The organism is Pseudomonas sp. NPDC079367, from assembly GCF_044542195.1.
Classification (GTDB): Bacteria; Pseudomonadota; Gammaproteobacteria; order Pseudomonadales; family Pseudomonadaceae; genus Aquipseudomonas.
In genome coordinates this window covers 16472-41625 of record NZ_JBITTW010000044.1, presented here as the reverse complement: position 1 = coordinate 41625, position 25154 = coordinate 16472, and the positions used below count along the sequence as shown (strand labels likewise).

Sequence of the window (25154 nt, the reverse complement as noted above, 5' to 3'; positions counted from 1 at the left end):
CTTTAGTCCGGCACATCTTTAGACTCCGGCGCCAGCATCCTCGTCTTCTGCGCCCCATTCGAGTTGTGCTGAATAATCTCGCTCGGCTGCCCCTGGTCATTGAAAAACACCTGTCCGATCCCTGCTGAATTCCACAGCCGTTCCCCGGCCTCGGCATGTTCCGGCGTATACGGGACGATGCGCATCAGGCGGCGTTTGGTGAACCAGTTCAACGGCGAGCGCGGTGAGTAGAGCCAGCGGTTGAGGCGGTCGAACCATTCCAGCAGGGTTGGCGGGAATTCGTTCTTGATGCCGCTGCTGGTGATCTGCCAGATCCGTGGGCCGGCCTTGCGATGGCGGATAAGGACTTCGTAGACGAAGGAATAATGCACATCGCCTGACAGCACCACGTAGCTTCCTGGTGTGCGCGAGTGTCGGAAAATGTTCAGGATCACCTGTGCCGCGCCGCGATGGGCCATCCAGTTTTCCGCGTCGACCAGCAGCGGATAGCCGCACCAGCTGAACACCTTTTGCACGGTTTCAATCAGCTTCACGCCGAAGATCGGCGCTGGCGAAACGATGATTGCCGAAGGGTGATCGAGCAGTTCCTGTTGCAGCTCGCTCAAGGCTTCCCAGTCGAGCAGGCCCGACGGCTGCTTGAGGGCCATCTCGCTGCGCCAACGCCGGGTGCGCGTGTCGATCACCACCAGCGCCGGACTGCTCGGCAGCACGAAATGCCACTGCTGAAAACGCAGCAACTGATCAATCAGATCGTCCTGCACCGGCATGTCCAGATAGCCGTCGTCGCCACTCGCGCTCAGTTGTGCGGTCTGCTCCAGCATTCCTTTGAAAGCGTCCGGATTGTTGCCCCAGCCCTGACACAACAGATAAGCAATCAGCGCATTGCCGATGATGCGCTTGGAGAATGGATGGCCGTAGGCCGTTTCCTCCCATTGCGCGGAAAGATTCCAGTCATCGGTGATGTCGTGATCATCGAAAATCATCAGGCTCGGCAGATGCGCCAGCGCCCGCGCGACATTGCCCAGGCCCGCCTTGAAGGCATCGATGCGCGTTTGCTCAAGGTGGTAGCGCTTGGAGCGTTCCGGCGTCAGCGTCGGCGCGCTCGGGTTGATCAGCGACCACGGCGTCGGCGACCACACCAGCATGTACATGGCCATGACTTCGGCGAACGTCACCAGGTGATTGTCGGCACTGCTGCTGGTGAAAATCGGCTTACGCGCGCCACCGAAAAATCGCTCGCGCAAGGTCTCGTTGCTCTCCAGCGCCGGTAACAAATCCGCACGGTGGTAGTAGCTGGCCGGGTGCTCATAGAGCTTGGCGCTGTCGCTGACCACGGCGCCGTCAAGGTGCTCATCGAACAGACCCAGGCGCTCGATCAAGGCATGGATCGCCCGCAGCATCGGCCCGGCAACGTCATCGGCATAGACCTGATCACCGCTCATCATCAGCAACGCCGGACGTTGCTGCGCATCGGTTTCCTCGGCCAGCAGTTGGTCGACGCAGAGCAAACCATCGGTTGCCGGATGATGCGGCTTGCGGCACGAGCCGTGGAGCAATTGGTCGATCCGCGAACGCACCACGAGGTTCGCGCAGGCGCCGCCGGGGTAAAGCAGATGCGGCGACCATTCAGCCATACCGATGGTGTCATCGATCAGCAGGTCGTAGTCGATACGGGTGTCGCAGGGCAGGGCGCTTTCGAGTTGAACGTCGATCAGATGCACGAAGGCATGACGGCCTACGGCAATGACTGTGCATTTCTGCGCATCGAGCGGAATATCTCCTACACCCTGCAGGCGCAAGGTCAGCGACAGTTCACGCGTGGCCACCAGCCACAGCACCACGCGTGTCGGTTCCAGCCGCCGCAGCAACGGGCCGGCCAGAACAGGAGGCAGCGAGATCAGGTCATCGGGTGTTGAAAACATTGAGGGCAAAGTTCAAGGCGCACAGGCCGCCGATGATAGCGCAGCCGGCGCCCTGATCCCTTAAATCAGCCTTAAGAGTCGGCTTTTTGCAGTTTCAGCGCCAGCAAACGCCATTCCCCAGCGGTCGCATCAACCCGTGGCAGTTGTTGTACAGAGCAATCGAATCGGTAGGTGACATCGTCGCCATTCATGTTGCGCGCGGTGACGTTGTTGCTGAAGGTGTAGACCTGATCCTTGAAGCGATGGCTGACCAGCGCTTTGCTGTCAGCAAAACGCGCCGAAGCGGGATAACGCAGGGTGCTGGTGACAAACGGGCTGCACATGACATACGCGATCATCGACTTGTCGGCCTGTGCGTCGCCGCGCAGTTTCTTGTTCAGCGCGGCCAGGGCCATGCGGCCCTCATAGTCGCTTTGATCCAGCACCGTCTGTACCGCCATTGATTGCGGTGCCCGACTGATGTAATTCGGCAACAGTGCGGAGTCGGCGGGAGAAGGCATGTCGTCCGCCTCAATGGCAGCAAAAACCGGCGCATCTTTCAGCTCGGTGGCGGGCGTGACTGCCTCGGCTTCAGGCAGTACAGAGGTCGACTCGACGACTGGTGTGTTTTGCGCCTGCGCTGCTTCGTGATCGAACGACGAAGGAAACAGAGAAAAGGTGATCGACAACACCACCAGTCCGACAATGAAGCCGCCCGCCGCGCCAACGATGTTGCCGTAGACAATATTCCAGCTGCCGCGATTCTTCACCACCCAGCGCCACATGAAACCCCAGACAGCGACGAACGCCAGAAAACGCAGAAACTCCATTTGATCTTTTTCCTTGATGTCTTTTAGTGCGAAGTCCGCGCGCTTGCCGCAGGTACACTGGTAAAAAGAAGGAAGATAACAAAAGCAACGGCTTATGCCATCGACTTGGCCCCGATAAGGCAATAAAAAAGCGATGTCCGAAGGCGACGCATTAGACTGCGCCACGGTCGGATCGAGTCGACCATTCCAGAACATCAAGAGAGCAAAGCATGGAAGCTGAGATCAGCGTCTACCAGCACTATTGTGAGCAGGTCAGACACCACCAGGACGAGCGCCGCGCTATTGCGAACACACTCACGGTGGTCATTGGAGCATTGATCGCTGTGATGGCTATTGATCAAAAGCTGGATGAGCAAGATAGCTGGCTTGTCTATGCCCTGATGGTAGTCGGATTACTGGGTTCGGTGTGTATGGTCAAGTGCCATGGGCTGATCAGGTTTTACAAGGCTATGTCTGAAACCATGGCGCTGCGTATTGGACATCGCACACCAGGCCCATTCGACGTGAAAGTGCTTGAATCGGCGGCAGCGCTTGCACAGCCCAAGTTCTGGCGGCTAGTGAGTAAGGTCAGGCTGTGGTACCTGTGGTTGGCGTTTTTCGGATTTGTGTTCGTTGCCGCGGTATCAATGCGTCTGGGTTTGCCAACAAGTGACTGGATTCTGGTCAGCGGCGCTGTCGGCTGATGCTTACTTTGGGGTAACAGCCTGTGTACTAGAGGATGTCTCTCAAATACCCCTTCAGCGCGAGCAGCGGCTGACCCAGTTGCTCCACCGATCGCGCCTGAGCCAACTCCGCCGACAACTTGCGCAACTCCCGCCCCAACGGCTTCTCGACCCCACCCAAAGCATCCAGCGCCAGGTTCAGGCATTCGCTCATCTTGAACTGAATGGCCTCGACATCGCCGCGCTTCACCAGTAGCTCGAATACGTCTTTCTGATAATCACCCATGACCATGTCATCGCGCAGGATCGGGCTCAGGCCTTCTTCTTCGTAGGCGAGTTTGAGGGAGAAGAGGGCGACGGTTTCCAGTGAGGTTTCCATGGGGATGTCTGTCAGTGAAGTGGAGGGCTTGAAACCAATGCGCGAAACGCCAGAGGAGGTTTGACGTGCGGGCGTGATTATACGGGCGGGGATCGCATGCGAGGCAACCAGCAATCGGGCATCTAAAACCTACAAGCTCGCGCAGCATTGACATCCACTTTGATACGACGCTTTGTTTACAAACACTGAACATCAGCGGAGTGACCATCATGGAATACGACATGAAACTGGTCGACGACGCGGTCCTTGCTCTCCTGGCTGCCTATAGCTCCGACGACGGCAATGCGTGGAAGGGCTATGACTTTGAAATCATGAACCGTTTGCACGAACAGGGTTTGATCAGTAATCCGGTTAACAGGAACAAGTCGATATGGTTGACGAAGGAAGGGTTGGAGCGGGGGCGGGAGATTGCTGAGCGGATATTTGGAGCTAAGGAATAGGTTGGGCAAACGCCCGATTCTGTAGTTGAGCTGTTGCTCGGCAAGATAACGTCAGGTTTGATCATGGCTCGCCATGGGGATATGCATACGATTGTTGTTGGTGCGGTTGCACGCAGATCTGCAGGCGAAACGGTAGCGAGTTACTGGATAAGGAATCGGAGGATTTTTGCATTGGGACATCTTCTGAACGAACCACAACTGACTAGGGTCAGAGATGCCTTATCAGAGCCTTTCAATCATTTCCCCACTGATTACGACTACGTCGTTCGTCAGCTAAGGGGCGTTGATCCAGCGGTGCTCTACAGGATTTTTTATTCAGAAGTAGCACCCGTGTGTTTCACAAACATTGCTGCAGTTCTGCCCACTGTATGGACTGGGTTCGACCCTGATTGGCTCAGATCCGAGATAGAGGAGAGGCTCGCGGCGCGACGGCGCAATTGGTTTCGCAGGCAGTACGACAAACTGTTGGTACGTTGGCTGGAATACAACTATGACTACATGTGGAAAGAGATAGCCTCTAGGTTATGAGGACGGTTTCACGCGGTTTGGTATTCCGCGATGGTGAAAGCCACCTTTTGTTTCAGCGATGCGGTGATTCAGGTTCCTTCAAGCTCAATCGTCGGGCGGGGCTTTAGTGCTCGGCATTGCACCAACCACTTTCCTCCAGACGAAAAAAAAGGCCCTGCTTTCGCAAGACCTTTTTCTCTGTGTTGGTGCCCGAGGGAGACTCGTGCGTGCCATATATTTCAAGTCTTGCAGCCTGATTATACATTCGGGGATACACACAGGGATACACGGTAAAGTTTGCTTCAGTCTTTGGCGTGATGGCTCTCCGCCAACCGTCCAGCTATCCTCATTTTTTTCTTGCGAATAGTGACTATGACAACCTCCATCCCCGCCTTCAACGAACAAGGTTTTCTTCCTGAAGGTATCCATACTTGTTCGGGCTCCGAGTTTATCGAAAAATTCTGTTCGGAGAATGAAATCCGACAAGATTTCAGGAAAGCAGCTGTAGATATTTTCGATTTCGCAGCATCTAGGAATGCGAATTATGTATTTATTGGTGGATCTTTCATAACAGAGAAGAAAGACCCGCACGATTTAGATGCGTTGATAGTTCTTAAGAGCAGAGAGCATATTCCTACAAAGAACGAACGACTTCTGATATCTGGGCGGCGCTTGGATGTAATGTTTTGTTCGGAGGACGATCCGAAAATTCTAAACGCCTTTATTCACTTGCTCCAAAATGGAAGGTTTAATCAAAATCTTGGAATCATTCAAGTTTTGTTAAATTCTAGTCAGGCCGCCTGGGAAATACGTCAATTTACAGATGATGATACCTATGAGGTTATTAAGCGTGCATATATAAATAGGGAGCTTATAGAGCTCAATGAGCCGGCAGGGGTATTGGTTACGGTTCACGGTATTATGTCCAACGGAGGGTGGAATACCCATGTGTTGCCTGCAGCGAGTAATCAAGGGTGGATCGTAGCTCCGTACTTCTATGGGTTTGAGACGCCAGACATACTGCTGAATAAAGGTAAGCGTAAAGCAGCAGTTGACGACTTTAGGGAGTGGATTTATGACATCCAGCAGACCTATTGTCAGAATGGTGAGAAGATTTCTGTTATCGCGCATTCGTTTGGTACGTATATTGTTGGAGCCTACATGTCAGGTTTTGAGGAGGTTCCTCCTGTGACATTTAATACTATCATTTTGACAGGTAGTATTCTGAATGAGAATTATGATTGGGCTGCTTGTGCAGGAAATAAAGTTGGGAGGGTTAGAAACGAGATTGCTCCAAACGATCAGTGGGTGAAGTGGATGCCAGATAAAAAATGGATCGAGCTTGATCCGCTTTTTGGTCGAGCAGGAGTTAGCGGATTTAATAGTGACTCATCAATACTTGACCAGCCACGTAATAATATTTTTGATCATAATAATGTTATTAAGCGCGACGTTGTCCGAACGATGTGGATGCCTTACCTGAATAGCAACAAGGGTGCTGGCATGAAAGAGTTTTTTGAATATCTGAAAAGAAATGCGTCTGCTAATCCATAGGAAAGGTTTTTAACTCAGGTATTAAATACCCTTGGGGACCCTGTAACTTGCTATGAGATACGGGGTCGGAAACCCGCGGGACTTCGTTAGTGGAAGGTTTTCAAAGTTACTGAAATTTCAGTCATTGAAATCGAAAGAATTCTGCTGAAAAGAGGCCATCGTTACCGCATTGGTAACGATGGCCTTTTGTGTCGATGATTATGGACACCTTGGGCCGTCAACCGAGTCAACCTGTCAACCAATGGAGAAACATCAGCCACTACCAAGATCGCGCGGGTTTTGTGCCCCGTGCCATTCAGACATGCTCAGGGTCCCCGGCGACCTCCCAACACCTTGTGCAATTGCACTGGTGAACTGTGTGTTCACCCGGTTCACCAGTTCACTAAGCTGCGCACCTGTCCGCTAACAAAGTCCGGCGGGTTTCCGACCCCGTATGTGTCAAAAAGCCTCAGGGGCCCCGGCACCTGCTGAGTCTCATCGCTGTCGGAACGCGTTGCTAATGGGGGGCGGGGGACGGATACCTTTTAAATGTGGTGTTACAGGTGTTACAGGTGTTGCGCAATAGATTAAGTATCTGTTTTTAAAGGATAAAAGTGATGTAACACCCGCTTGTGGCTTACCTTGTGTCTGGTGTAACACTGCGGAACGGTGTTACGGGATTTTAAGATCCCCTGTTGTACAAAACCTGCAGGCGCAGGGTTCGGGCTCAGACTTTTCCTACAGACTTGACGCTGCCCGGTGCGCTAGTCTTTCGAGAACTATTGAACGCATTGACCTCCTAATCGAGGTTTTAGAATGCACGACAAGGACGACGAATGACTCCCTCCGCTCGATTGGGTGACAAGCATGTCTGCCCATTGCCCGGCCATGGCATCACCCCAATTGCTTCCGCCAGTGGCGACGTAAATATCAACTTTATGGGCTCCGCACGTGTCGGCGATACATGTGGTTGTGGTGCCGTAATCACCACAGGGTTTCCATCGATTCAGGTTAATGGCCGTCCTATGGCCCACCTGGGCAGTCCTACCAGCCATGGCGGAACCGTCATCACCGGGTCAGGTGATGTGGGTGGCGGGTTTGTGATGGGCGATGCTGGTGGTGCAACCATCATCAACTTCGTGGCACTGGGTGCGTTCCGTCCAGACGGCACTTTGGACGATGAAAGGATGGCGACCTTGCTCGCTGATCCAAATTTGAAAGAGAAGGCTCTAGCAGCGAATGCTTTGGTAGATCCGCAGGCCAGCACCGAACAACCCGAAGCTAAGACAGAGCCAGAAGCACCCACTGCGTGCAAAGACCCCGACATGATGGAGCAGCTGGCCGAATACATTGCCGATGAGATGAACCGGAATATCAAAGACCCGGCAGTCTTGGAAATGAAAGAACTAAACAGCTTCGATCCTGAGGCGGAAACCAAGAAGTTTATGGAGCTTCCGCTCTACCTGCGCCTAGGGCGAGACCCCCAGTTTTACAGCATGGCACTGGGGAAAAAGGCGAAGTCTTTCGCCATCTGGACGAAACAGGTGGGGCAGGGTCAGGATTGGGACCACAAGAAAAAACTGGCCAAACTGTTCGGTGCACCTTGGCACAAGCAAGGGGCGTATGACTTCTACTACGACATCTGGTCGAACATCCACTATGGGTACGTCGGCTTAGCCGGTGGACTCTCTGAGAGCGTGCAATTGGACGGCGCTGGCGTTGAGCAAATAGGCTCAGACAGTTGGCGCTTCCTCCAAGACCCTAAGAGGTTTGATGGTCCACGAAGGACGGAGGGCGTACAAGGGATTCGAGCATGGGACGATGCTCCTGATCGGGTGTCGATCATCCTCGGAATGGAACTCTACAAGGAGTATCCGAACGGCGGTGTCAGTGCGCAAATCATCATGGACAAGGTTTTGGCAGTGCCAATAGCTGACTGGGGTACAGGGGTTCAAAAACATGTCTGCGAGTGAAAAGCGACCACGGCATATTGGGCGTTGGATAGGGCTTTTTCTCATTGGTGCTGTGGCGTGTTGGTACGTAGCAATACCGCGAGTAATCGTTTTCTACTCAAAAGACGGTACCAAGAAAATTAGTTACGTTCTGAACACCCAGCACACCATCGTTCGCGGTGAACTGCTGCCTGGAAAGACAGCGGGTGACGTAGGACATATCTTTCCTAGTGATGACTTTTTCATGCGTCTCGACTGGTGGGATGCGAAGGGCCTGAACCGTTGCGCCATGATTACGCCACAATGGCCGACAACGGAAATTCATATTGACCGTAACGGTGAGGTTGACACTAGTGAAGGCAGTGGCACTGATAGAGATCGATTGAAAGTTTGTAAGTAGGGTTTGTGGTCGCTGGGGTACTGCTTGACCTTTCTCTGTTTGTCGAGAAAGGCAGATAACGGCCTGAAGCAGTCATTGAGAGCCAATGAAGCCAGATTAGCAGCTACTCTGCTTATAAATAGATTTTTTTTGGCCCGTATATTGGAATGGCAGACGAGGAGAAAACTGATGTTTGATTACTTGGGGAACTTTCCAATTTCGGCCGATCTACTACCGCAACGCCTTCGCTCTCTTTTGGAGCCAATCGGAATCGATCCGTTGGAACGAGTAGCGGTCAGTAGTTTTACTGAAACAGAATGCTCAGAATGGAACAGAGAGACCGTTCACATGGTGATGGCTGTCGTTCCTGACGACGGGAATGCGACGCCAGTCCTTCATTGTGACAGTGTTGTGGCGCACGGATTACCAATTGTCCGAGAGAAAGGTAGCGAACGAGATTTCGCGCCGAGTGTGAGCGGTCATGATTACGTGGTTGCCTCGTGGGGTAGCAGCTTATTTTTCACCTATAACTTGGCCGAGAAAGTATGGATGTCACTGGGTTTAACGCCCCGCTGCATTGGCAATGAGCAACAACGCTTAGTTTACGATGACTTGAGCCTTCCTGAGTTCGGAGTCGCGGAAGGAGAAGTGTCTTTTCAGTACAATTTCAGCCCCTCCCGAGATGTTAACTGGTTAATGTCCAACGAGTATCTTCGCAAGTATCTGTGGCTTAGGGGGGGGCGTGGCGTTCGTCAGTTCTACTACCAAGTGACACTCAAAGATAGCCTTCCATTGCGTAAGTTGATGAATGGCTCTAAGTTTTTTTCCCTTGGTACGCCGGGAAGTTGGCTTGAAGGTGATCTTCGGGAAACAGAGGATGGTTTGCTGCTTCAAGTATGGGCCACGGTAGATGCCGTATCCTGTGAGCTTTGCCCTCAGCAGACTGCAGATGGTCTGACTTGGCCAGGTGTTGTTGGAAAGGTTACTCACGCTAGCGCAAACGACATTGTCAGGAGCGATAAGACAGTCTATCTCGATGATAGATTTCTCGAAAGATATGAACAGAACAGGCTCTATGATAGTACGCCCGTTGATATGCATGGTGATTGGAACTGTAGCCCTTCATACCTGGGGCAGTGGTCTTTTACAGGGTGTCGGCGAGTAGGAAGAAACCTAATTGAGGTGGAAATAAGGGACTTGTACAAGGGAGTACCAGTTCGAGAAACTTTACATGCTCATATCCATGCTGTTGATTTAGGGGTTGTGAAGCACGACCTGACTGAAGAACACATTGTTTCCAAAGTGGATAGGTTTCTCTCACAAATGTTGTCCCTGGGAGAGAACCTTTCCCAGCTCGGGACGGCGCTAGGCATAGAAAAATCCGCTGTCGAACTGCTAGGGTTTACGCGGCATGCCATTGAAGCTGATGGTTGGCTGAATTATCCTCAAGTTACAAAACTTGCCCAAGTGTCTCCCTTGGATATGACCCAACAAGGCTTTCTCGCTCGATGCAAATCTGTACATGAAATCTGGCAGAAACTTCCCGATGGTTTCCTCAAACAGATTCTAGAAGCGATGGGTGTTCCGCGAAAGTCGGTCGCCAGTCTAGGTACCTTAAAGCTTCTACAGGCATTACTGAACCTCCTAGCGAGTTTTGATGAAAACTGTGAAGCGCCGGATGCGCTCAAAAGTAAGAATGAGCCAGACGGCTGGAATGCCAAAAATGACGATATTGCAATGTTGTTCGTTAACTACGATCTTCGTATCGCTGACGCCCACGATTCAGTGAGTAAGATTGTCGAAAGGTTGCAGGACCAAGGCTTCGATACTGCTACATTGCATCAGGGACATGGCAGAGCGCTGGATTTTGTTTTGGATGGTGTGATCAGCTCCTTTGCAGCAATTAATAGGCCGTTGAGCAGAATTCTTGCCCGCGGGTGACTAGCTCTGTTCCATGTAGCGGCTGAGCATGACATGAAGTGTGCCCGGCAGACGCGCAAACCAATCATTTCTCCAGCTGGAGCGGGCTGGGCAGACCGGAGTAGCAATGCACAACTACACGCACAAGAAAATTGCAGAGTTCATAAACACACTTGATGTCATGCCTTCCGATCAATCTCAATATGATGAGTGGATAACTGCAGCAGGACACCTCCGTTTCTTAAATAACAACGCTAATTCTGACGAAGTTGTTATATTTGCAAATGGGGAATATACCTACGTCGACACGATCCTCGTTCCTCGAAAATGGCTAGTTCGTGCTGATCGAAGCAAAATTTCAAGCCTAACGTTTGACTCCTATAGCTCTGTAGCAAGTTATGTTTGGGGTGGAGGAAAAAAAGACGTATGGGTTGAACGCGGAGTTCAGTTGGAATTTAATGGTAAACAGGTTGGCTCTCAACTCGTATTCTGCAGATCATTCGAAGGGTGGGAGGGCAAGGGGCAGCATTATGTCGAAATAAATCAAGAGTATGCTCATATTGCTGGAATTCATTGGCGGCCGGAAAAAAACGCTTATTGCCGCTTTGACGAGCTAGGAGATCTCGAAGCTACTGTATCTATAACTAATAGAAATGCTACAGAGAATCTGACCCTCGTAACATTCAAGTGGGATGAGCTTGAAAAATATCTTTCGGCGATGGATTCAGTGCTTGTTCGCAGATTTGATTTCACACTGCTGCGCCGAGATAAATTTAACGGGTGGCCGAAAATTCCACCAGTTGAGACTGATGCGTCCAATGAAATGTCCTACCATCAACTTGTATGCCCAGGACATGCAGCTTATACCACAGGTCGGCAAATAATCCGTCCAAAGAAAACGAAGAAGTCCATACAGAACGAAATAAGAGGTGTAGTAGGAGATTCCCCAAAAAGGCAATTTGCTGAATTTATTGCCTTCGACTTTCGAAACAATATGGTCACCGAAATATCGACATCCCCAGAAGCTACCACAAATTATTTTCAAGCAGAGGGTAATTCTCTGCCCTTTGAGCTTTCACCTGTATTCTTCCGTCCGGAAGTGCTTTCCAAGTATAAGACGGATCGTGACAAGTACTCGTTTGTGGATCGAGACTTATACTGCAGAAATGCTTGGAGATTAAGAGGTATTGATGTCAATGAGGCTGGTCAAGTCCATGCTTACATTTGTGATCTTCGTAATATTCCATATAAGGAGCAGCTTCATTGGCTTAGTTACAACGAAAAGCCGAAATCCAGCATATCGCAGCGCGCAATAATTAATGATTTCGAAGGTGAATGGGTCGATTCGGCGGATCCTTTGAGAAACCTCTTGAACCGCCTGAGAGATTGGAATCGTGAAAATACAGCATGGTGGTCATTGAGCGATGAAAAGCTGCTCGAGCGGGTAGTTACGCCTATTTCAGCGAGTCGAGACGAGTGGGCAGATGCGATTATGGATTTAGCGAAGCTTGTCGTAGAAGGTTTTCAAATCAAGCCGATACGTGCAAAGCTAGATAAGAGCCAGATCGTTTACATGACGGAGGAGCGCAGTATTTCTTTACTGGAGAAGCTGTACAACCATAGTCTCTCCGTTGGCAGTGCTCAAAAGCTGAGTGGGCTTAGAAGCGTCCAATTACTTAGATCAAAAGTCAAGGGGCACGTCACAGGTAGCGAAGGGGAAGAGCTAACAGAGAGGGCACTTCTAGACCATGAGACATTCTCGAATCATTTTCGATATATCTGCACGCAAGTTGAAAATGATCTTAAAAATATAGAAGATCTTTTTTCAGCGGATGGTGTGAGCAACCAATAACTATAAGTTTTCTCCAAGAAATATGCGGTGCGCTTTAGCGATTGGAAATCGTGGTATGATAAGTTACTAGCTGGCTTTGTGGGAGAGAGTTATGCCAAGTTTTGTATGGGAAAGAGACACGGAAGATGCGTGGAATGAACCCTATGAGTATGGAGGGCAAGAGCAATTTCATAGAGAGGCTAGTAAAGTTCTGTCATTAATAAAATCTCATTACGCAACCAAAGATATGTACTTTGATCGAGATGAGAAATCTCTCGATAAAGCAATCTGGCTAATACAAATAGATGCTCTGGAAGCGTTAGTGGATGCCTTGAAATTAACTGAAGAAAAGAGGCATCGAATTGCCGCGCGTCTATTTCGTGATGCGGTAGAAACAATGGATATTTCAGCTTATTTTTATCTGGCAGGTGACAGAGGTAAGAAAGAGCTTGATAAATGGTATGATAATGAGGTAATTCCGCATCGGATTTTTAGAGAATTCATAAAAAAACATGAGTGTCAGGATAAAGCTAAAAACTTAAGTAGTCTATACAGCGATCTTAGTAAGTACACACATAGAACACATGACGCAATAACCAAAAGTTATCTTCTCGGAAGAAACAATAAAATTGCCTATGATGGATTTTCCGAAAGCGGCTTTAGAGTGCTTCCACATGTCATATCTCTTTCGTACGCAATAATAGCAGCGCTAATTAAAAGATTTGTTACGATTGCTGAAAGTACCCAGCAAATTGACTCTGCCAAAATTCTTGATATTTGGTCCGCCTCATTAGAGGAGGAGACAGTGCCAAGACGCTTTGGTCCAGGGCCGGGGCAGTTATTAAGAAGTGCTCCTATAGAGTTTGAGCTAAAATTGGATGAAGGCTAACTAATTTGTGCTCGGTTAATAGATACTTCTAGGTTTGCTTTTGGCCGAAAGCAGTGTCCGATCTTTCTAGTGGGATCTAGAAAATATATGAGATTCGTAAGGCGGCTGTGAGTTGATTATGATATTGCTCTTTTCAATCAAGTAGTCACTAAAAAGGGCCCGAGTGGGCCCTTTTTCAGGTGAAGCTGACTTACTTCTTAAGCCATCCCTCGACGACGTCGGCACCGTGCATCGCTTTCCACTCTTTCAACGCCTTGTGATTCCCACCTTTGGTTTCGATCACTTCACCGGTATTCGGGTTTTTGTATACCTTGAGTTCGCGTGGTTTGCGTTTGTTTGCAGCCGGAGCTGGGTTTGGACGCCGCGCCGTGGTTTGCGGCTCAAGAATGTTGATGATGTGCTTCAGACTGAAACCATAGTGTTCAAGCAGCTTGCGCAGCTTGGTCTCGAACTCGATTTCTTTCTTCAGTCCGTCATCACCTTTTAGTGCTTCCAGTGCCTGGAGCTGCTCAGCGAGGTGTTTTTCCAGCTGGCGGTACTCTGCGAGTTTGGACATTGTCTTTCCCTTGAGTGATCGTGAGTAGTTATTAAGATAAAACGAGTTAGTTATAAGTTCAGCGCTATTTTCGACGGTTCAGTTGGTCGTCAATGTGCGTCATTTCCGATTTGATCGCGTTAATCGTCAGCGTTTGTATTGGACTGGATTTGCCCGGGCCTGCGTTGATGGTCTTCAAGAGGGCATTGAGATGGGCCTTCCGAGTTTTGAGCGTGTCAGACCAAATGGCGCTGTTCTGTATCGGCTTGTTCATTACGTTCATCCTTACGTTGTTCCAGATTGCTCATGACTTCAGGTTGGTTCGGCGTCGCTAAGCCGTCGAGATGGAACAAGTCCCGCGCGCGGTACTGGCGCGAGCGAGCTGATAGCTCTTCCCATGTCCACTTCCCAAAGTTCTCGCCTTGCTCTGGAACGGCAAGCTTCATAAGGCCAATCTGGTCACGGCCGAGCAGGTTGTAGTTCGCCCAAAGCTTTCCGCCAACCTCGAACAACGCTTTAGCGGCATCGTTCCATTGCTCTTCGAGTACCGTATGCGATAGCAACAGGGCGGTGCGCTCTATCTCTTCATGCTTTGCCCGAGCTTCTGCGATGTATTTATCTACGGTGACCAGCTCCTGCTCCAGCGCGGCCATGATCAAGTGTTGCCGACGGTTATGTTCGGCGGCAGTAGTCAGGTTCTTTGCGGCCTTTTGTGCGTCGGCGTTCGCGGTTTTCTCGCCTTCGGTATCGCCCCATGCAACGGCCTGCGCGTACGCAGTGGCAGCGTCCGTTTCAGCCTGACGGGCTTTGGCCATGTCCTCTGCCGCTTGTACTTGAATCTGCTCTAGGCGGGTGCTCAGGCTTTGGCGCTTTTCGTTCAGCTCTTGCTCATCAGCCTTCCAGTTATCCATTGTCTCGATGTACCCCGTCATCAAGGATTCGCAATTGGCGAGGTTTTCACTGCGACTGATCCTCCGATCCAAAAGGTCAGCATTGAGATTGCGCGAATCGAAATTCCGTTTCAGCTCGTTGTACGTGTCGCGCAGTGCGCGCTCCTGAGTCGGCTCGATGGTTTCCTCACTTTCCAGCACTGCCTCAAGGGGCAGCATTTCGGCGTGCAGCTGTTTTGCCTCGCTGCGCAGATGGTCGCGACGGTCTTTCAAGTCTTGAATCTCGTTCATGTGTTTATTCTCTTTTCAATTCGATTGGGTTGGTTGAGTGGCTGGCGAGGCCGGGAATGAGCCGGCGCTTCCTCGATCAGCAAAGATGCCCTCAGGCAGCCCGAGCCTCGCTCTCATCCATTCCCGGAATCGTCTTCACGATGTAGCAGCGTTGCGTGCCGAGACCGGGTAACCGGATCAGGCTCGACGCCTTCCCATCCTTTCCCGGTTCCAGAACACCGCGCTGTAGCAGTTCCTTGTTCACCGCGTTGATGTTCATGCCTCGGAAGATCTCCGAGCGCCATAGCTCAGGGAGCACGTAATAGGTGTTGGTGGTGTGCAGGGAATCTCCGAGCCCGTGCTCCAGCGTCTTACGAAAACCCAGTCTGTCGATGGTGCGCGGACCGTGCTCATCGATTTTTGCCGCTGCTGATTCCCAGCGGGTGAATCGACTTTCGCCAAAGCGCTCGATGACCTGGCGCAGCCGAGCCAAGATCGCATCGCCCTCGAAGTTACCCGCGCCGCCGCGCTCGTTCATCCATGCGTTGAGGCACACGCGGGCGGCAGTGGTGGCAGTTCCGTCGGGCCAGCCGGTGATCCCCATCGCGGTGGCCAACTCGCCCGCTGCAGCGGCGAGACCGAAGCGAGCGGCGGCACGGTGCGCTTGTCCACTGGCCGACGCCGGTAACGACTGGGCGATAAAACCTTCCAGCGTGCGGCGCAGGATGGCCGTCCAGCCGTGACGCTTGCCGGGTTCACATAGTGTCGTCAGGAATGCCGTGAGCGGTGTGCCGTAGTACTTCGCTACGCGAGCCTTGAGCGCGTCGGACAGAGCGGCGGCATCTTCGAAACCGTTGAGCGAGTCGAACATCCCGAGGCCTTTGCTGGCGTCGGCCGGGACGGCGAGCATGCGCACCTCCATGCCCGCTTTCAGTTCCTTGTTGGCCTCGGCCATGTGCTGGGCCAGCGTCTTCTCGCCGGTGGAGAGAAACAGCAGGCGCCACTCCTGTACCTGTCGGCCAGCTTGGCCTCGATCGTTGGCGCGTGCCTTGCCGGTGCCGTTGCCGAGCATGTACACGGTCTCGCCAATGATGCGCGGGTCGCACATGCCAATTTCATCCAAGACCAGAAGGCCATCGGAATGCGCGGCGGCGATGGATTCGAGCGCGTTGTCGGTGGACCGCCACGAACGCACCAGACGCGGTCCGCCGTAGATCGAGGCGGCAACTTGCAGGTGCGTGGTCTTGCCACCGGAGCTGTCGCCGTACAGGTGGAATCCGCCCGACTCATGGCCGAGCATGTGCAGCAGCGGCCCTGCGAAGGCCACGCCGACGACAAATGCCAAACGATGGTTACCGACGCAAAGCGCGCCAATCTGCTCCTGCCACTGCTCAAGCGTGCCCGCTTCGCTGATCGGCGGAAGTTGCGAGCCGGCCTCGTAGAAGTGCAAGTGTTCGCTGTGCGCGCCTACCTGCTGCTCGGGTAGTAGAAAGGCAGTGTCATGCCAACCCAAGCGCGTGACCAGTCGAGCCCGTTGCGCGCTGTCGAAGCCGCCGAGATAACTCTGCAGGTCATTGCGTGCATTCCGGCCAGAACGACTGCCTGCGAGGCGTAGCCCCATGTCCACCAGTGGACCCAGCACATCTTTGCCGAAGTCACCGGTCATGGTGCGCGCCGGAATGTTCCAGCGCTTCTTGGCGCCGTCGGGATCGTCAAATTCAACCAACAATCCCCAGTTCTGGCCCTTGTCGTCGCGAGTGCGGGCAAGGATCTCCAGTGGGGAACACACCGGACGCGCTTCGCCGTCGTCACCGGCATAAAACACACCTTCGGACGTCAATCGAAAGCCACCGGGCATCAGATCGTTTTTCGATTTTGTCGGGCGCTTGGCTGCGGGTTTCGTCCTCGCTTCCGGCTTGGCTTCAGTCTGCACCGTGGATGGTTTTTCCTCGACCAAACCATACAGCTCGCCGCTGCTTTGCAGCTCGGCGAAGTGGATGGCTGTCCAACCTTTGGCGGACGCATCGACGGCGTCATCACCTTCGTCCCATTGACCACCCTTGGCAAAAGCGGCGCTGTCGTTCTTGAACGTAGGTTTGCGTTTGAACACCTCAAGCGCGATGACTCGAACCGGGGCGGCGCCGATTTCGCGCAGTTTCTCGGCGACGGTATCCATGCAGACTTTGCCGCTGTCGTCGTTATCCGGCCATAACAGCACGTCGCGCCCTTTGAGGGGTGACAGGTCCGCTTTGTGCCAGGAGTTGGAGCCGTTCGGCCAGCAGGTGGCCACATGGTTCGGCAACAGTTCGGCGGCAGCGTCGGCAGCTTTCTCGCCTTCGCACAAAACTACCGGTGCATCACTGCGCTGAGCGAGTTCATCAAGTCGCAACAGCGGACGTGGATCGGGCAGACCCTGCCAGCGCCATTGCGTGGTCTGGCCATCGGCGCGCTGACACCATGTTAGGGGGGCAAAAACCTTCTTCGGTTTGCCGTCCTCGTCAGGGGCGAAGTCGAAGCGATAGAGCGCCATTAGCGGCTGGCCTTGCGCATCACGGTAGATCCAGACCTTCGACGGCACGCCGTGCTGCCGATGCTTGGCAGGGCACTTGTTCATGGCCTCCGCTGGTATCGGCTGAATAGCAATCCACTCAGGTGCTTTTATTTTGGCAGGAACTGTCTTCGCCTGGGCGGTGCCGGGCCCAACATTCAGTAGGTCTGCGAGTTTGTTGCAGGCCTCGACGTCAGTGCCGCCGTCCAGGTAGCGCACCAGATCAATCAGGTCGCCGCCCTTGTCGCCGGTAGCAAAGTCCGCCCATGTGCCCTTGCTCAGATTGATCTTGAGCGAACCGGCGCGCTTATCGCTGCGGGTTGGGTTGGCTGCTGTGTATTCCTTGCCTCCGTCAACGCGCTTGCCATTGGGCAGCCAGTGCGACAGAACGCGATCAATGTCTTTCAGCGCGGCGGCTTTCACGTCGGCGAAGCTTGGACGTTTTGCGGAGGTGCTCGGGCGTTGGCTCATGCGTCAGCCCTCGGCAGAAACAGTGCGTCGTTGATGTCATCAATCAGCGCTTTGGCCATCTCGCCAAGGTACAGAGCAGGCCAACTGAAACGCTCACCGCTGTCGCTCATGGCGGCGTCGAAGTTGAGTAGGTTGGCGTGATGCTGCAGCAGGGAAACCATCTCCAGTGCATCCTCGACCGGTACTCCGGCATTGAGCCGGAACAACTTCAAATCGGTGGCGTTCACGCGAGTAAATGTGGCGTGACCTAGCGTGGTGGACGTGGTCATAGCGCACCGCCTTTCTGCGCAGCAGGCATCGAGGTGGAGTCGCCGTGCAGGGTCAGCGTCTTGATCAAACCAAGGGTGCCGCGCACGTCCCAGAGGACGGCCGCGATGACGTGATTAGCAAGGCGCGAGGAGTCGTTTTCGAAGTGTTCTTCAAGCAGCGTCAGAACCGAGTCGGCGCGAGCAATGGCGCAGGTGATGGCGTCGATGGGCACACCGGCTTCTGCTGTCGGATTCACGCAGAGCAGGTCTTCGGGCAGGGCGAAACTCAAGGCATTGTTCATTGGGCACCGCCTGCGGTTTCGAGTGCGCGGGCTTTGACCATGTGAGCGTTGTAACGGGAGAGGCGTGTAGCGAGGCTGGAGTTGGCGTGTAAAGCGGCGAGAGCCATTGCACGGTGTGCAGCGGCGCGAACTTTGGACGGATTGAGGGCGTATTGCATTTGTGAAGGCTCCTTGTACTGAGGAACCGCCACCGTCTGCCGCCAAGCAGATTAGGGTGACGGATTGCGCAGGATTGGCGGACCGGCGTACAAGGAGACCGGCGCACCCGAGGGTGCTCCTACGCAACCCGCCATAACACGGGAATGCGGGCACAAAAAAAGCGCCTGCAATCGTAATGGGGGCGCTGTTGCGCCTTGTACTGTTTGGGCCGCCAAGCCCAATCGCTGAATTTGCAGCGACGGCCAGAGAGTAACGTCCGTTTTTCGAAAGTGCAACTGCGCTCATGGCTTGCGGTTTTTTCAGGTGCGGCATAAATTGTTCGTGCATGTAGATTGACCTCAACGCCTCCGGATCGCCCCCGGAGGCGTTTTCGTTTCAGGCATGGGCTTCCCAGCGCAGGGATAGGAGCGGTAGGAAGCCGCCGCTGAGCATCGAGCGGGCGTCTTCATAGGCTTGGGTTTGCTGGCCTTCGTCGACGATTACTGCGCCGGTTTTTTCGCAGTGAAGGGAGAGGGCGCACCAGGTACCGTCAGCCCAACTCAGTACGCTGACCACGCGGCCTCGCTTTTCCTGTCGGCTGCGGTGGCGTTCAAGGCGCTGCATGAGGCGAGTAGAGAATCCGATCCGGCGCAGCACGGAGAACGGATGCATCAAGGCGTTATCAGCGATCTTGCGATTCATGCTGCCTCCTGCGCATTAGCAAACAGTGGCGGCGGTGTTTCGCCTTTGAGCCAAGCGAGGATCTTGCTGTCTTCAGCACAGCGGCGACGGCGTACAACGGCCATTTGCTCGCGGCGTTGTGCAACACACTCCTCGACATAACCGTTCAAGTCGGAGGTCAAGCGCATATCTTGATGAGCGCGCTCGCTTGTTGTCTTCTCGACGGCAAGATCCTCATCCGTGATGCGTTTCCATACCGCCGGATCGTTCGCGAATCCCGCTGATTGATCGACGAGCCAGTAGGTAACCCAGTCGGTCATGCCGCGCGATTTCAACGAGGCGAGGCGGCTTTCGCTCATAGCGAAATAGCCGGAGCCGTGAACGCTCGAAAACTCTCTGCGCACCGCATTTTCGCGGATCAGTTCTGGCAGCTCCCAAGGGTTAGCTTTGAGTGGAAGCACGAAACCGTCAGGGTTGAAAAAGAATGCTTCCTGCTCTTCGCCATTCCAGCTCACTCCTGCGATGGTGCGATGGCGCCAGTTGATCCCCACGGGCTGGTAGAGGCGGAATCCGATGCTGTAAGAGTCTAGAAATGGTCCCGTGAATGGGCAGTAATTGCGCTTCATGCGGCCACCTGGTCACGGGCGGCGATACGCGCTCGTGTCCACGCCTGTACCTCTCCCAAGACCCATGCAACTGGAGCACTTCGGGCGTTGCTGGTACTCAGCTTCACTGGCAGCGGGAATCCGCTCTCAGGTTGGCGCATGAGCTTGTAGATAGTCGGGCGTGCGAGCCCTACGATTGAGATGACCTCCGGCATGCGAATGAGCGTCGTAGCGGGGTCGTGTGGGGTGATGGTTTTTAGTTGGGTAGTCATAGCGATCTAAACCTGTGTGAATAGAGACAACAGGTCATACGCTACGGATGGGAGAGGGAACGGACTGTGTCTGTTCCCCTTTTTATTTCAAGGGTCTAAGGCCTAGGGCGGTCAAATGCTCTCGGATGGTTTTTTTTGTGCCATGTACTGTTTGATCGAAAAGAAGGTTGGTTAGCTCCGCATCGCTAAGGCTTCGCTTCTCAATCTTGCGTCCCTCAATAATCGTTTCTGCGGCAGCCTTGATTTTTGACCGTCGATCCATGGCCTCCGTTTGTGTTTTTGAGCTGGGGTCTAGGTTGCCTTTACCTGCCTCTTGGCCACGCCTCGTTGCTTTCGCTGAGAAAGCTTCGTCGAGTAGTCGGCGCATTAGACTTGATGTGTTGAAACCATTTTTGGATACATCCATGCGCTCCACTTGTTGATAAAAATTTGCCATCAACAGCGTCTGATTAGCCTCTCCCATAAAAACAGCAAATTGCTCTCGTGCTCGAATTTCAAATCCGCTACGTCGATATCGCTCTTTCTCAATGAGGGCGAGGTACTGACGCGGCGATTCATTTCTCAGTTGCTCTATCAGTTCGGCATCGATGTCGTAAGTCGCTAGCTCAAGTTCGAACAGCCAATTCGCGAGGACCTCCAATGCTTGGGTACCGAGCACTAGGGCGAAGGCCGCGACCAGTTGCGAGTCCGTTGCTTGATGATTGAAGCCTGGGAGCTGTCGAATGACATTTGGCAAAGAGCCGGCTTCCGTGGCACTAGCATGTTCGTCGATGACGTCACGGAGTCGAAACAAAGTTCCTGTGACGCGCTCGGCACAGAGCGCGTAGGCCCCATCCTCAAGCCAGAATGAAGTGGCGGCATTGATAAGATCGAATGTTTCTCGAAAATAGTCGTTGAACTGCGGGTACAGCGCTAACTCTAGAACAGCTGTTTCGATATCGTCCATGTCCCTAATTAGGCATTCGACGTCGACTCCTGCAATTTCCAGCTCCGCTAAGTCAGCGTCCAGTTCAATATCCATTCTGGCTCCCCCGTCGCCCCGGAATCGGCGTGTTATCGCAGCGGCGCACGTCAAATGGATAGGCCGCCAGCATGGCTGAGGGGGGTAGAGTCCTGTTACACGATTCAGGGACGTTACACATAGAAAGGGCCGGTGTTTTGCCGCGTGTAACTGGAAATAAACCCAAGGAAATCAATTGTTTACCGTTTTTAGTTACACCTGTAACACGCGTTACACTGGTTTTGCACTGGGTGATAGGTAGGGAAGTCATATTGCCTTTCCAAACTGGCCTTGCACTACATTGCCAGCTGCAAGTCCATCAAGATGATCGGCATACCACTGCATCATGGTTACGCGCTGCTCTAAGTATTGAGCTTTGTTGTAGACCCCTGAAATACCTTCTTCCTTGTGTGCTAGCTGCGCTTCAACATGCTCCTTCGGCCAGCCATGTTCTCGAAGCAATGTACTCGCTGTGTGTCGAGTACCGTGCCCAACGAGGCGACGTTTGTAGCCGATGGTCGCGAAGACTTTGTTGATTGTGTTTTCGCTGATGGTCGGGTTCTTGGCTCCTACGCCGGGGAAAAGCCAGCGACTCCGTCCTGTTAGGCAGTGCAGTTCCTTAAGGGCGGTAACCGCTTGCTGGGGCAAAGGGCACACAAAATCCCGACGCATCTTCATCTTGGCGGCGGGCGTGGTCCAGATGGCTTTCTCAAGGTCGAACTCTTTCCATTCGGCCAAGCGCACCATGCCTGGACGCGATGCTGTCCATAAACAAAGCCATGCAGCTGTGCGGGCTGTCAGTCTGCTCGGAGTGTTTTTTAGTGCGTGAAGAAATTCAGCCAGCTCAGGTTCAAGCAAGTGTGGGTGTTGCTGAGTCTTAGGGGCCTGCGCTGCAATATCACGAAGGCGGCTGCCCGGATCGTTTTCAGTCAGTCCTAATCCGATAGCACGGCCGAAAATCTGGTTGACCCAGGTGCGACACTTTTCCGCCACGTTGTGTGCGTTTCGGGCTTCGAGGGATGCCTGAAGATTCGCGCAGTCGGTACGGGTTATTTCATCGAGTGGCTTATCTCCCAATGCTGGGAGTATGTCTTTGTCGAGGTAGGTGCGAATTTTGTTAAGGGTGGAGGTGGCGAGGCCCTTTTCCTCTTTGGCCTTCAGCCAAGCTTCAGCAGCCGCTCGAAAGGTTCTAGTCTTGGCAGCGTTAATGGCTGCTTTGGCAGATCTCTTCTGTTCGAGAGGATCGGCACCGCTACTTACGATCTTGCGTAGATCGGCCGCTTTGTCTCGTGCAAGTGCACCGCTTACTTCCGGGTAACCCCCGAGCCCCATCCATGCCCAATTGCCCGCCGGACGTTTGTAGCGAAGCTGCCAAGACTTGCCACCATCAGGTTTGACCCTGAAATAGAGGCCGTTTCCGTCTAGCTCCCGGTATTCCTTTGATTCCGGCTCCAATCCCGCGAGTGTCGTGTCAGCGAGAGGGCGGCGCTTGATGTCTGCGCGCTTCATCCTTGTATCCCAAAGTTCGGTAATTTTCTCAGGATACAAGCAGGGATACAGGGATACAACGGATAAAGGGATACAGGAGTAGATAGCCAGACACAAAAAAACCGGCTCAAGTGGCCGGTTTCTCTGGGTCTGAGAGTCTGGTAGAGACTTTCAGATACTGCTATATGGTGCCCCGAGGGAGACTCGAACTCCCACTCCTTTCGAAATCGGATTTTGAATCCGCCGCGTCTACCAATTCCGCCATCAGGGCTCAATGGCGGCCAAGAATAGAGAGGTGATTACCGTTGGTCAATCACGTTTCATGGTCAATTTTCGATATTTCCGCTAGACTTTCCGGCCCTGCTAGACGAACCCCATCATGCGCGTTGCTGACTTTACTTTCGAGCTTCCTGATTCGCTGATCGCCCGCCACCCCTTGGCCGAGCGTCGCGGTAGTCGCCTGCTGACCCTCGATGGGCCGAGCGGCGCCCTGGCACACCGTCAATTCACTGATTTGCTTGAGCATTTGCGCCCGGGCGATTTGATGGTGTTCAACAATACCCGGGTGATTCCGGCGCGGCTGTTCGGGCAGAAAGCGTCCGGCGGCAAGCTGGAAATTCTCATCGAGCGCGTGCTCGATGCGCACCGCGTGCTGGCCCATGTGCGCTCCAGCAAGTCGCCGAAACCGGGTTCGAAGATTCTTATCGATGGCGGTGGCGAAGCCGAGATGCTCGCGCGTCATGATGCGTTGTTCGAGTTGGGTTTTGCCGAGGAAGTCTTGCCGCTGCTCGATCGCGTCGGGCACATGCCGTTGCCTCCTTATATAGATCGTCCGGATGAAGGCTCGGATCGCGAGCGTTATCAGACCGTGTATGCCCAGCGTCTGGGCGCGGTCGCGGCGCCGACGGCGGGGCTGCATTTCGATGAGCCGCTGATGCAGGCGATTGCCGCCAAGGGTGTCGAGACTGCGTTCGTGACGTTGCACGTCGGCGCGGGGACGTTTCAGCCGGTGCGTGTCGAGAAGATCGAAGATCACCACATGCACAGCGAGTGGCTGGAAGTCGGCCAGGATGTGGTCGATGCGGTCGCTGCGTGCCGTGCGCGTGGCGGTCGGGTGATTGCGGTCGGCACCACCAGCGTGCGTTCGCTGGAAAGTGCGGCGCGCGATGGTGTACTCAAGCCGTTTAGTGGCGACACCGACATCTTTATCTATCCGGGCCGGCCGTTTCATGTGGTCGATGCCCTGGTGACCAATTTCCATTTGCCGGAATCCACGCTGTTGATGCTGGTTTCCGCGTTTGCCGGTTATCCCGAAACCATGGCCGCCTACAAGGCCGCCGTGGAAAACGGTTACCGCTTTTTCAGCTACGGGGATGCGATGTTCATCACCCGCAATCCCGCTCCAACTGCCCCTGAACAGTCGGGCCCAGAGGAAACAGAATGAGTCGCGAATGTCGAATGTCCTTTGAGCTGCTGGCCACCGATGGCAAGGCTCGTCGTGGTCGCCTGACCTTCCCCCGTGGCACCGTCGAGACTCCGGCATTCATGCCGGTCGGCACGTACGGCACGGTCAAGGGCATGCTGCCGCGCGACATCGTCGCCACTGGCGCGGAAATCATTCTGGGCAACACCTTTCACCTGTGGCTGCGTCCTGGCACGCAGGTGATCAAGGAGCACGGCGACCTGCACGATTTCATGCAGTGGAAAGGCCCGATCCTGACCGACTCCGGCGGCTTCCAGGTGTTCAGCCTCGGCGCGATGCGCAAGATCAAGGAGGAGGGCGTGACCTTCGCCTCCCCAGTCGACGGCGCGAAAGTGTTCATGGGCCCGGAAGAATCGATGCAGGTGCAGCGCGATCTCGGCTCCGACATCGTGATGATTTTCGACGAATGCACGCCGTACCCGGCTGACGAAGACATTGCGCGGGTATCGATGGAGCTGTCGTTGCGCTGGGCGCAGCGTTCGAAAAATGCCCATGGCGACAACACCGCGGCGCTGTTCGGCATCGTCCAGGGCGGCATGCATGAAAACCTGCGCATGCGTTCGCTCGAAGGCCTCGACAAGATCGGCTTTGACGGCCTCGCCATCGGCGGTCTGTCGGTAGGCGAACCAAAGCACGAAATGATCAAGGTGCTGGATTATCTGCCGGGCCAGATGCCCGCTGACAAACCTCGTTACCTTATGGGCGTTGGCAAACCGGAAGATCTGGTTGAGGGTGTGCGCCGCGGGGTGGACATGTTCGATTGCGTGATGCCAACCCGTAATGCCCGCAATGGGCATCTGTTCATCGATACCGGTGTGCTGAAGATCCGTAACGCGTTCCATCGCCATGATGAATCGCCGCTGGATCCGACCTGCGATTGCTATACCTGCCAGAACTTCTCGCGCGCTTATCTGCATCACCTGGACAAGTGCGGCGAAATGCTCGGCAGCATGCTCAATACCATCCATAACTTGCGCCATTATCAGGTGCTGATGGCTGG

25 protein-coding genes and 1 tRNA gene are annotated in these 25154 nt (G+C 53.7%); 11 read left to right on the top strand and 15 right to left on the bottom strand.

Going from position 1 to position 25154, the window contains the following annotated elements:
• Positions 1–2: 2 nt before the first annotated feature.
• Together ACIGDJ_RS24530 and ACIGDJ_RS24525 are read right to left on the bottom strand one after the other, a co-directional pair.
• Positions 3–1922 (bottom strand): alkaline phosphatase D family protein, encoded by a 1920-nt coding sequence (locus ACIGDJ_RS24530; RefSeq protein ID WP_397480066.1) that lies wholly within the window; start codon positions 1920–1922, stop codon positions 3–5.
• Positions 1923–1993: 71 nt separating this feature from the next.
• Complete coding sequence (locus ACIGDJ_RS24525; RefSeq protein WP_397480065.1) at positions 1994–2731, bottom strand: hypothetical protein; 738 nt, start codon at positions 2729–2731, stop codon at positions 1994–1996.
• Between the two features lie 209 nt (positions 2732–2940).
• Here ACIGDJ_RS24525 and ACIGDJ_RS24520 point away from each other — a divergent pair, with 209 nt between their 5' ends.
• Positions 2941–3414: a hypothetical protein gene (locus ACIGDJ_RS24520; protein WP_397480064.1), complete on the top strand. Its 474-nt coding sequence runs from the start codon at positions 2941–2943 to the stop codon at positions 3412–3414.
• A gap of 28 nt (positions 3415–3442) precedes the next feature.
• Here the strand turns inward: ACIGDJ_RS24520 and ACIGDJ_RS24515 are convergent, their stop codons facing one another.
• Complete coding sequence (locus ACIGDJ_RS24515) at positions 3443–3772, bottom strand: hypothetical protein (protein ID WP_397480063.1); 330 nt, start codon at positions 3770–3772, stop codon at positions 3443–3445.
• Positions 3773–3993: 221 nt separating this feature from the next.
• On the opposite strand from ACIGDJ_RS24515, the gene ACIGDJ_RS24510 reads away from it, so the two are divergent.
• The 8 genes from ACIGDJ_RS24510 to ACIGDJ_RS24475 all read left to right on the top strand — a co-directional run bounded on the left by ACIGDJ_RS24510 (position 3994) and on the right by ACIGDJ_RS24475 (position 13223).
• Positions 3994–4212, top strand: coding sequence for a DUF6429 family protein (locus ACIGDJ_RS24510; protein ID WP_313000826.1), 219 nt, complete (start codon positions 3994–3996; stop codon positions 4210–4212).
• A 171-nt stretch (positions 4213–4383) separates the two neighbouring features.
• Complete coding sequence (locus tag ACIGDJ_RS24505) at positions 4384–4740, top strand: hypothetical protein (RefSeq protein ID WP_313001158.1); 357 nt, start codon at positions 4384–4386, stop codon at positions 4738–4740.
• A gap of 351 nt (positions 4741–5091) precedes the next feature.
• Entirely contained in the window at positions 5092–6273 is a 1182-nt protein-coding gene (locus ACIGDJ_RS24500) for a DUF6932 family protein (RefSeq protein ID WP_397480061.1), read from the top strand.
• An 815-nt stretch (positions 6274–7088) separates the two neighbouring features.
• Complete coding sequence (locus tag ACIGDJ_RS24495; RefSeq protein ID WP_397480060.1) at positions 7089–8225, top strand: polymorphic toxin type 44 domain-containing protein; 1137 nt, start codon at positions 7089–7091, stop codon at positions 8223–8225.
• Positions 8212–8604, top strand: coding sequence for a hypothetical protein (locus ACIGDJ_RS24490; protein ID WP_397480059.1), 393 nt, complete (start codon positions 8212–8214; stop codon positions 8602–8604). Before ACIGDJ_RS24495 ends, ACIGDJ_RS24490 begins: the two co-directional genes overlap by 14 nt.
• 168 nt (positions 8605–8772) lie before the next feature.
• On the top strand, positions 8773–10524 hold the full coding sequence (locus tag ACIGDJ_RS24485; protein ID WP_397480058.1) for a hypothetical protein: 1752 nt from the start codon (positions 8773–8775) through the stop codon (positions 10522–10524).
• 106 nt (positions 10525–10630) lie between these two features.
• Entirely contained in the window at positions 10631–12355 is a 1725-nt protein-coding gene (locus ACIGDJ_RS24480) for a hypothetical protein (protein WP_397480057.1), read from the top strand.
• 91 nt (positions 12356–12446) lie between these two features.
• Positions 12447–13223: a hypothetical protein gene (locus ACIGDJ_RS24475; RefSeq protein ID WP_397480056.1), complete on the top strand. Its 777-nt coding sequence runs from the start codon at positions 12447–12449 to the stop codon at positions 13221–13223.
• 190 nt (positions 13224–13413) lie between these two features.
• On the opposite strand, the gene ACIGDJ_RS24470 is transcribed toward ACIGDJ_RS24475, so the two are convergent.
• From ACIGDJ_RS24470 to ACIGDJ_RS24415, 12 genes are all read right to left on the bottom strand, one after another.
• Entirely contained in the window at positions 13414–13779 is a 366-nt protein-coding gene (locus ACIGDJ_RS24470; protein WP_397480055.1) for a histone-like nucleoid-structuring protein, MvaT/MvaU family, read from the bottom strand.
• A gap of 215 nt (positions 13780–13994) precedes the next feature.
• Positions 13995–14939, bottom strand: a complete 945-nt coding sequence (locus ACIGDJ_RS24465) for a chromosome segregation protein SMC (RefSeq protein ID WP_397480054.1) — start codon at positions 14937–14939, stop codon at positions 13995–13997.
• Between the two features lie 91 nt (positions 14940–15030).
• Complete coding sequence (locus tag ACIGDJ_RS24460) at positions 15031–17937, bottom strand: DUF927 domain-containing protein (RefSeq protein ID WP_397480053.1); 2907 nt, start codon at positions 17935–17937, stop codon at positions 15031–15033.
• Positions 17934–18206 carry a DUF3077 domain-containing protein gene (locus tag ACIGDJ_RS24455; RefSeq protein WP_397480052.1) on the bottom strand — a complete coding sequence of 91 codons (273 nt, stop codon included), beginning with the start codon at positions 18204–18206 and terminating at the stop codon, positions 17934–17936. Before ACIGDJ_RS24455 ends, ACIGDJ_RS24460 begins: the two co-directional genes overlap by 4 nt.
• Entirely contained in the window at positions 18203–18487 is a 285-nt protein-coding gene (locus ACIGDJ_RS24450) for a hypothetical protein (RefSeq protein WP_083354188.1), read from the bottom strand. Before ACIGDJ_RS24450 ends, ACIGDJ_RS24455 begins: the two co-directional genes overlap by 4 nt.
• Positions 18484–18645 carry a hypothetical protein gene (locus tag ACIGDJ_RS24445; RefSeq protein WP_397480051.1) on the bottom strand — a complete coding sequence of 54 codons (162 nt, stop codon included), beginning with the start codon at positions 18643–18645 and terminating at the stop codon, positions 18484–18486. Before ACIGDJ_RS24445 ends, ACIGDJ_RS24450 begins: the two co-directional genes overlap by 4 nt.
• Positions 18646–19021: 376 nt before the next feature.
• Positions 19022–19327, bottom strand: a complete 306-nt coding sequence (locus ACIGDJ_RS24440) for a hypothetical protein (protein ID WP_099757109.1) — start codon at positions 19325–19327, stop codon at positions 19022–19024.
• Positions 19324–19932, bottom strand: coding sequence for a hypothetical protein (locus ACIGDJ_RS24435; RefSeq protein ID WP_397480050.1), 609 nt, complete (start codon positions 19930–19932; stop codon positions 19324–19326). The genes ACIGDJ_RS24440 and ACIGDJ_RS24435 overlap by 4 nt, the downstream gene beginning before the upstream one ends.
• A complete protein-coding gene (locus ACIGDJ_RS24430) occupies positions 19929–20183 on the bottom strand; it encodes an AlpA family transcriptional regulator (protein ID WP_073473321.1) in 255 nt (84 codons plus the stop codon). The genes ACIGDJ_RS24435 and ACIGDJ_RS24430 overlap by 4 nt, the downstream gene beginning before the upstream one ends.
• An 82-nt stretch (positions 20184–20265) precedes the next feature.
• The gene (locus ACIGDJ_RS24425; RefSeq protein WP_397480049.1) at positions 20266–21204 is read right to left on the bottom strand and encodes a hypothetical protein; all 939 of its coding nucleotides are present in this window, start codon (positions 21202–21204) and stop codon (positions 20266–20268) included.
• A 246-nt stretch (positions 21205–21450) separates the two neighbouring features.
• Positions 21451–22692, bottom strand: coding sequence for a tyrosine-type recombinase/integrase (locus ACIGDJ_RS24420; RefSeq protein ID WP_397480048.1), 1242 nt, complete (start codon positions 22690–22692; stop codon positions 21451–21453).
• A 165-nt stretch (positions 22693–22857) separates the two neighbouring features.
• Positions 22858–22942, bottom strand: a tRNA-Leu gene (locus ACIGDJ_RS24415).
• A 108-nt stretch (positions 22943–23050) separates the two neighbouring features.
• Here ACIGDJ_RS24415 and queA point away from each other — a divergent pair.
• Both queA and tgt read left to right on the top strand, forming a co-directional pair.
• Positions 23051–24115 (top strand): tRNA preQ1(34) S-adenosylmethionine ribosyltransferase-isomerase QueA, encoded by a 1065-nt coding sequence (queA, locus tag ACIGDJ_RS24410; RefSeq protein WP_083353529.1) that lies wholly within the window; start codon positions 23051–23053, stop codon positions 24113–24115.
• 14 nt (positions 24116–24129) lie between these two features.
• Positions 24130–25154: tRNA guanosine(34) transglycosylase Tgt (tgt, locus tag ACIGDJ_RS24405; protein WP_397504636.1), on the top strand; the 1025-nt coding region annotated here is incomplete at its 3' end.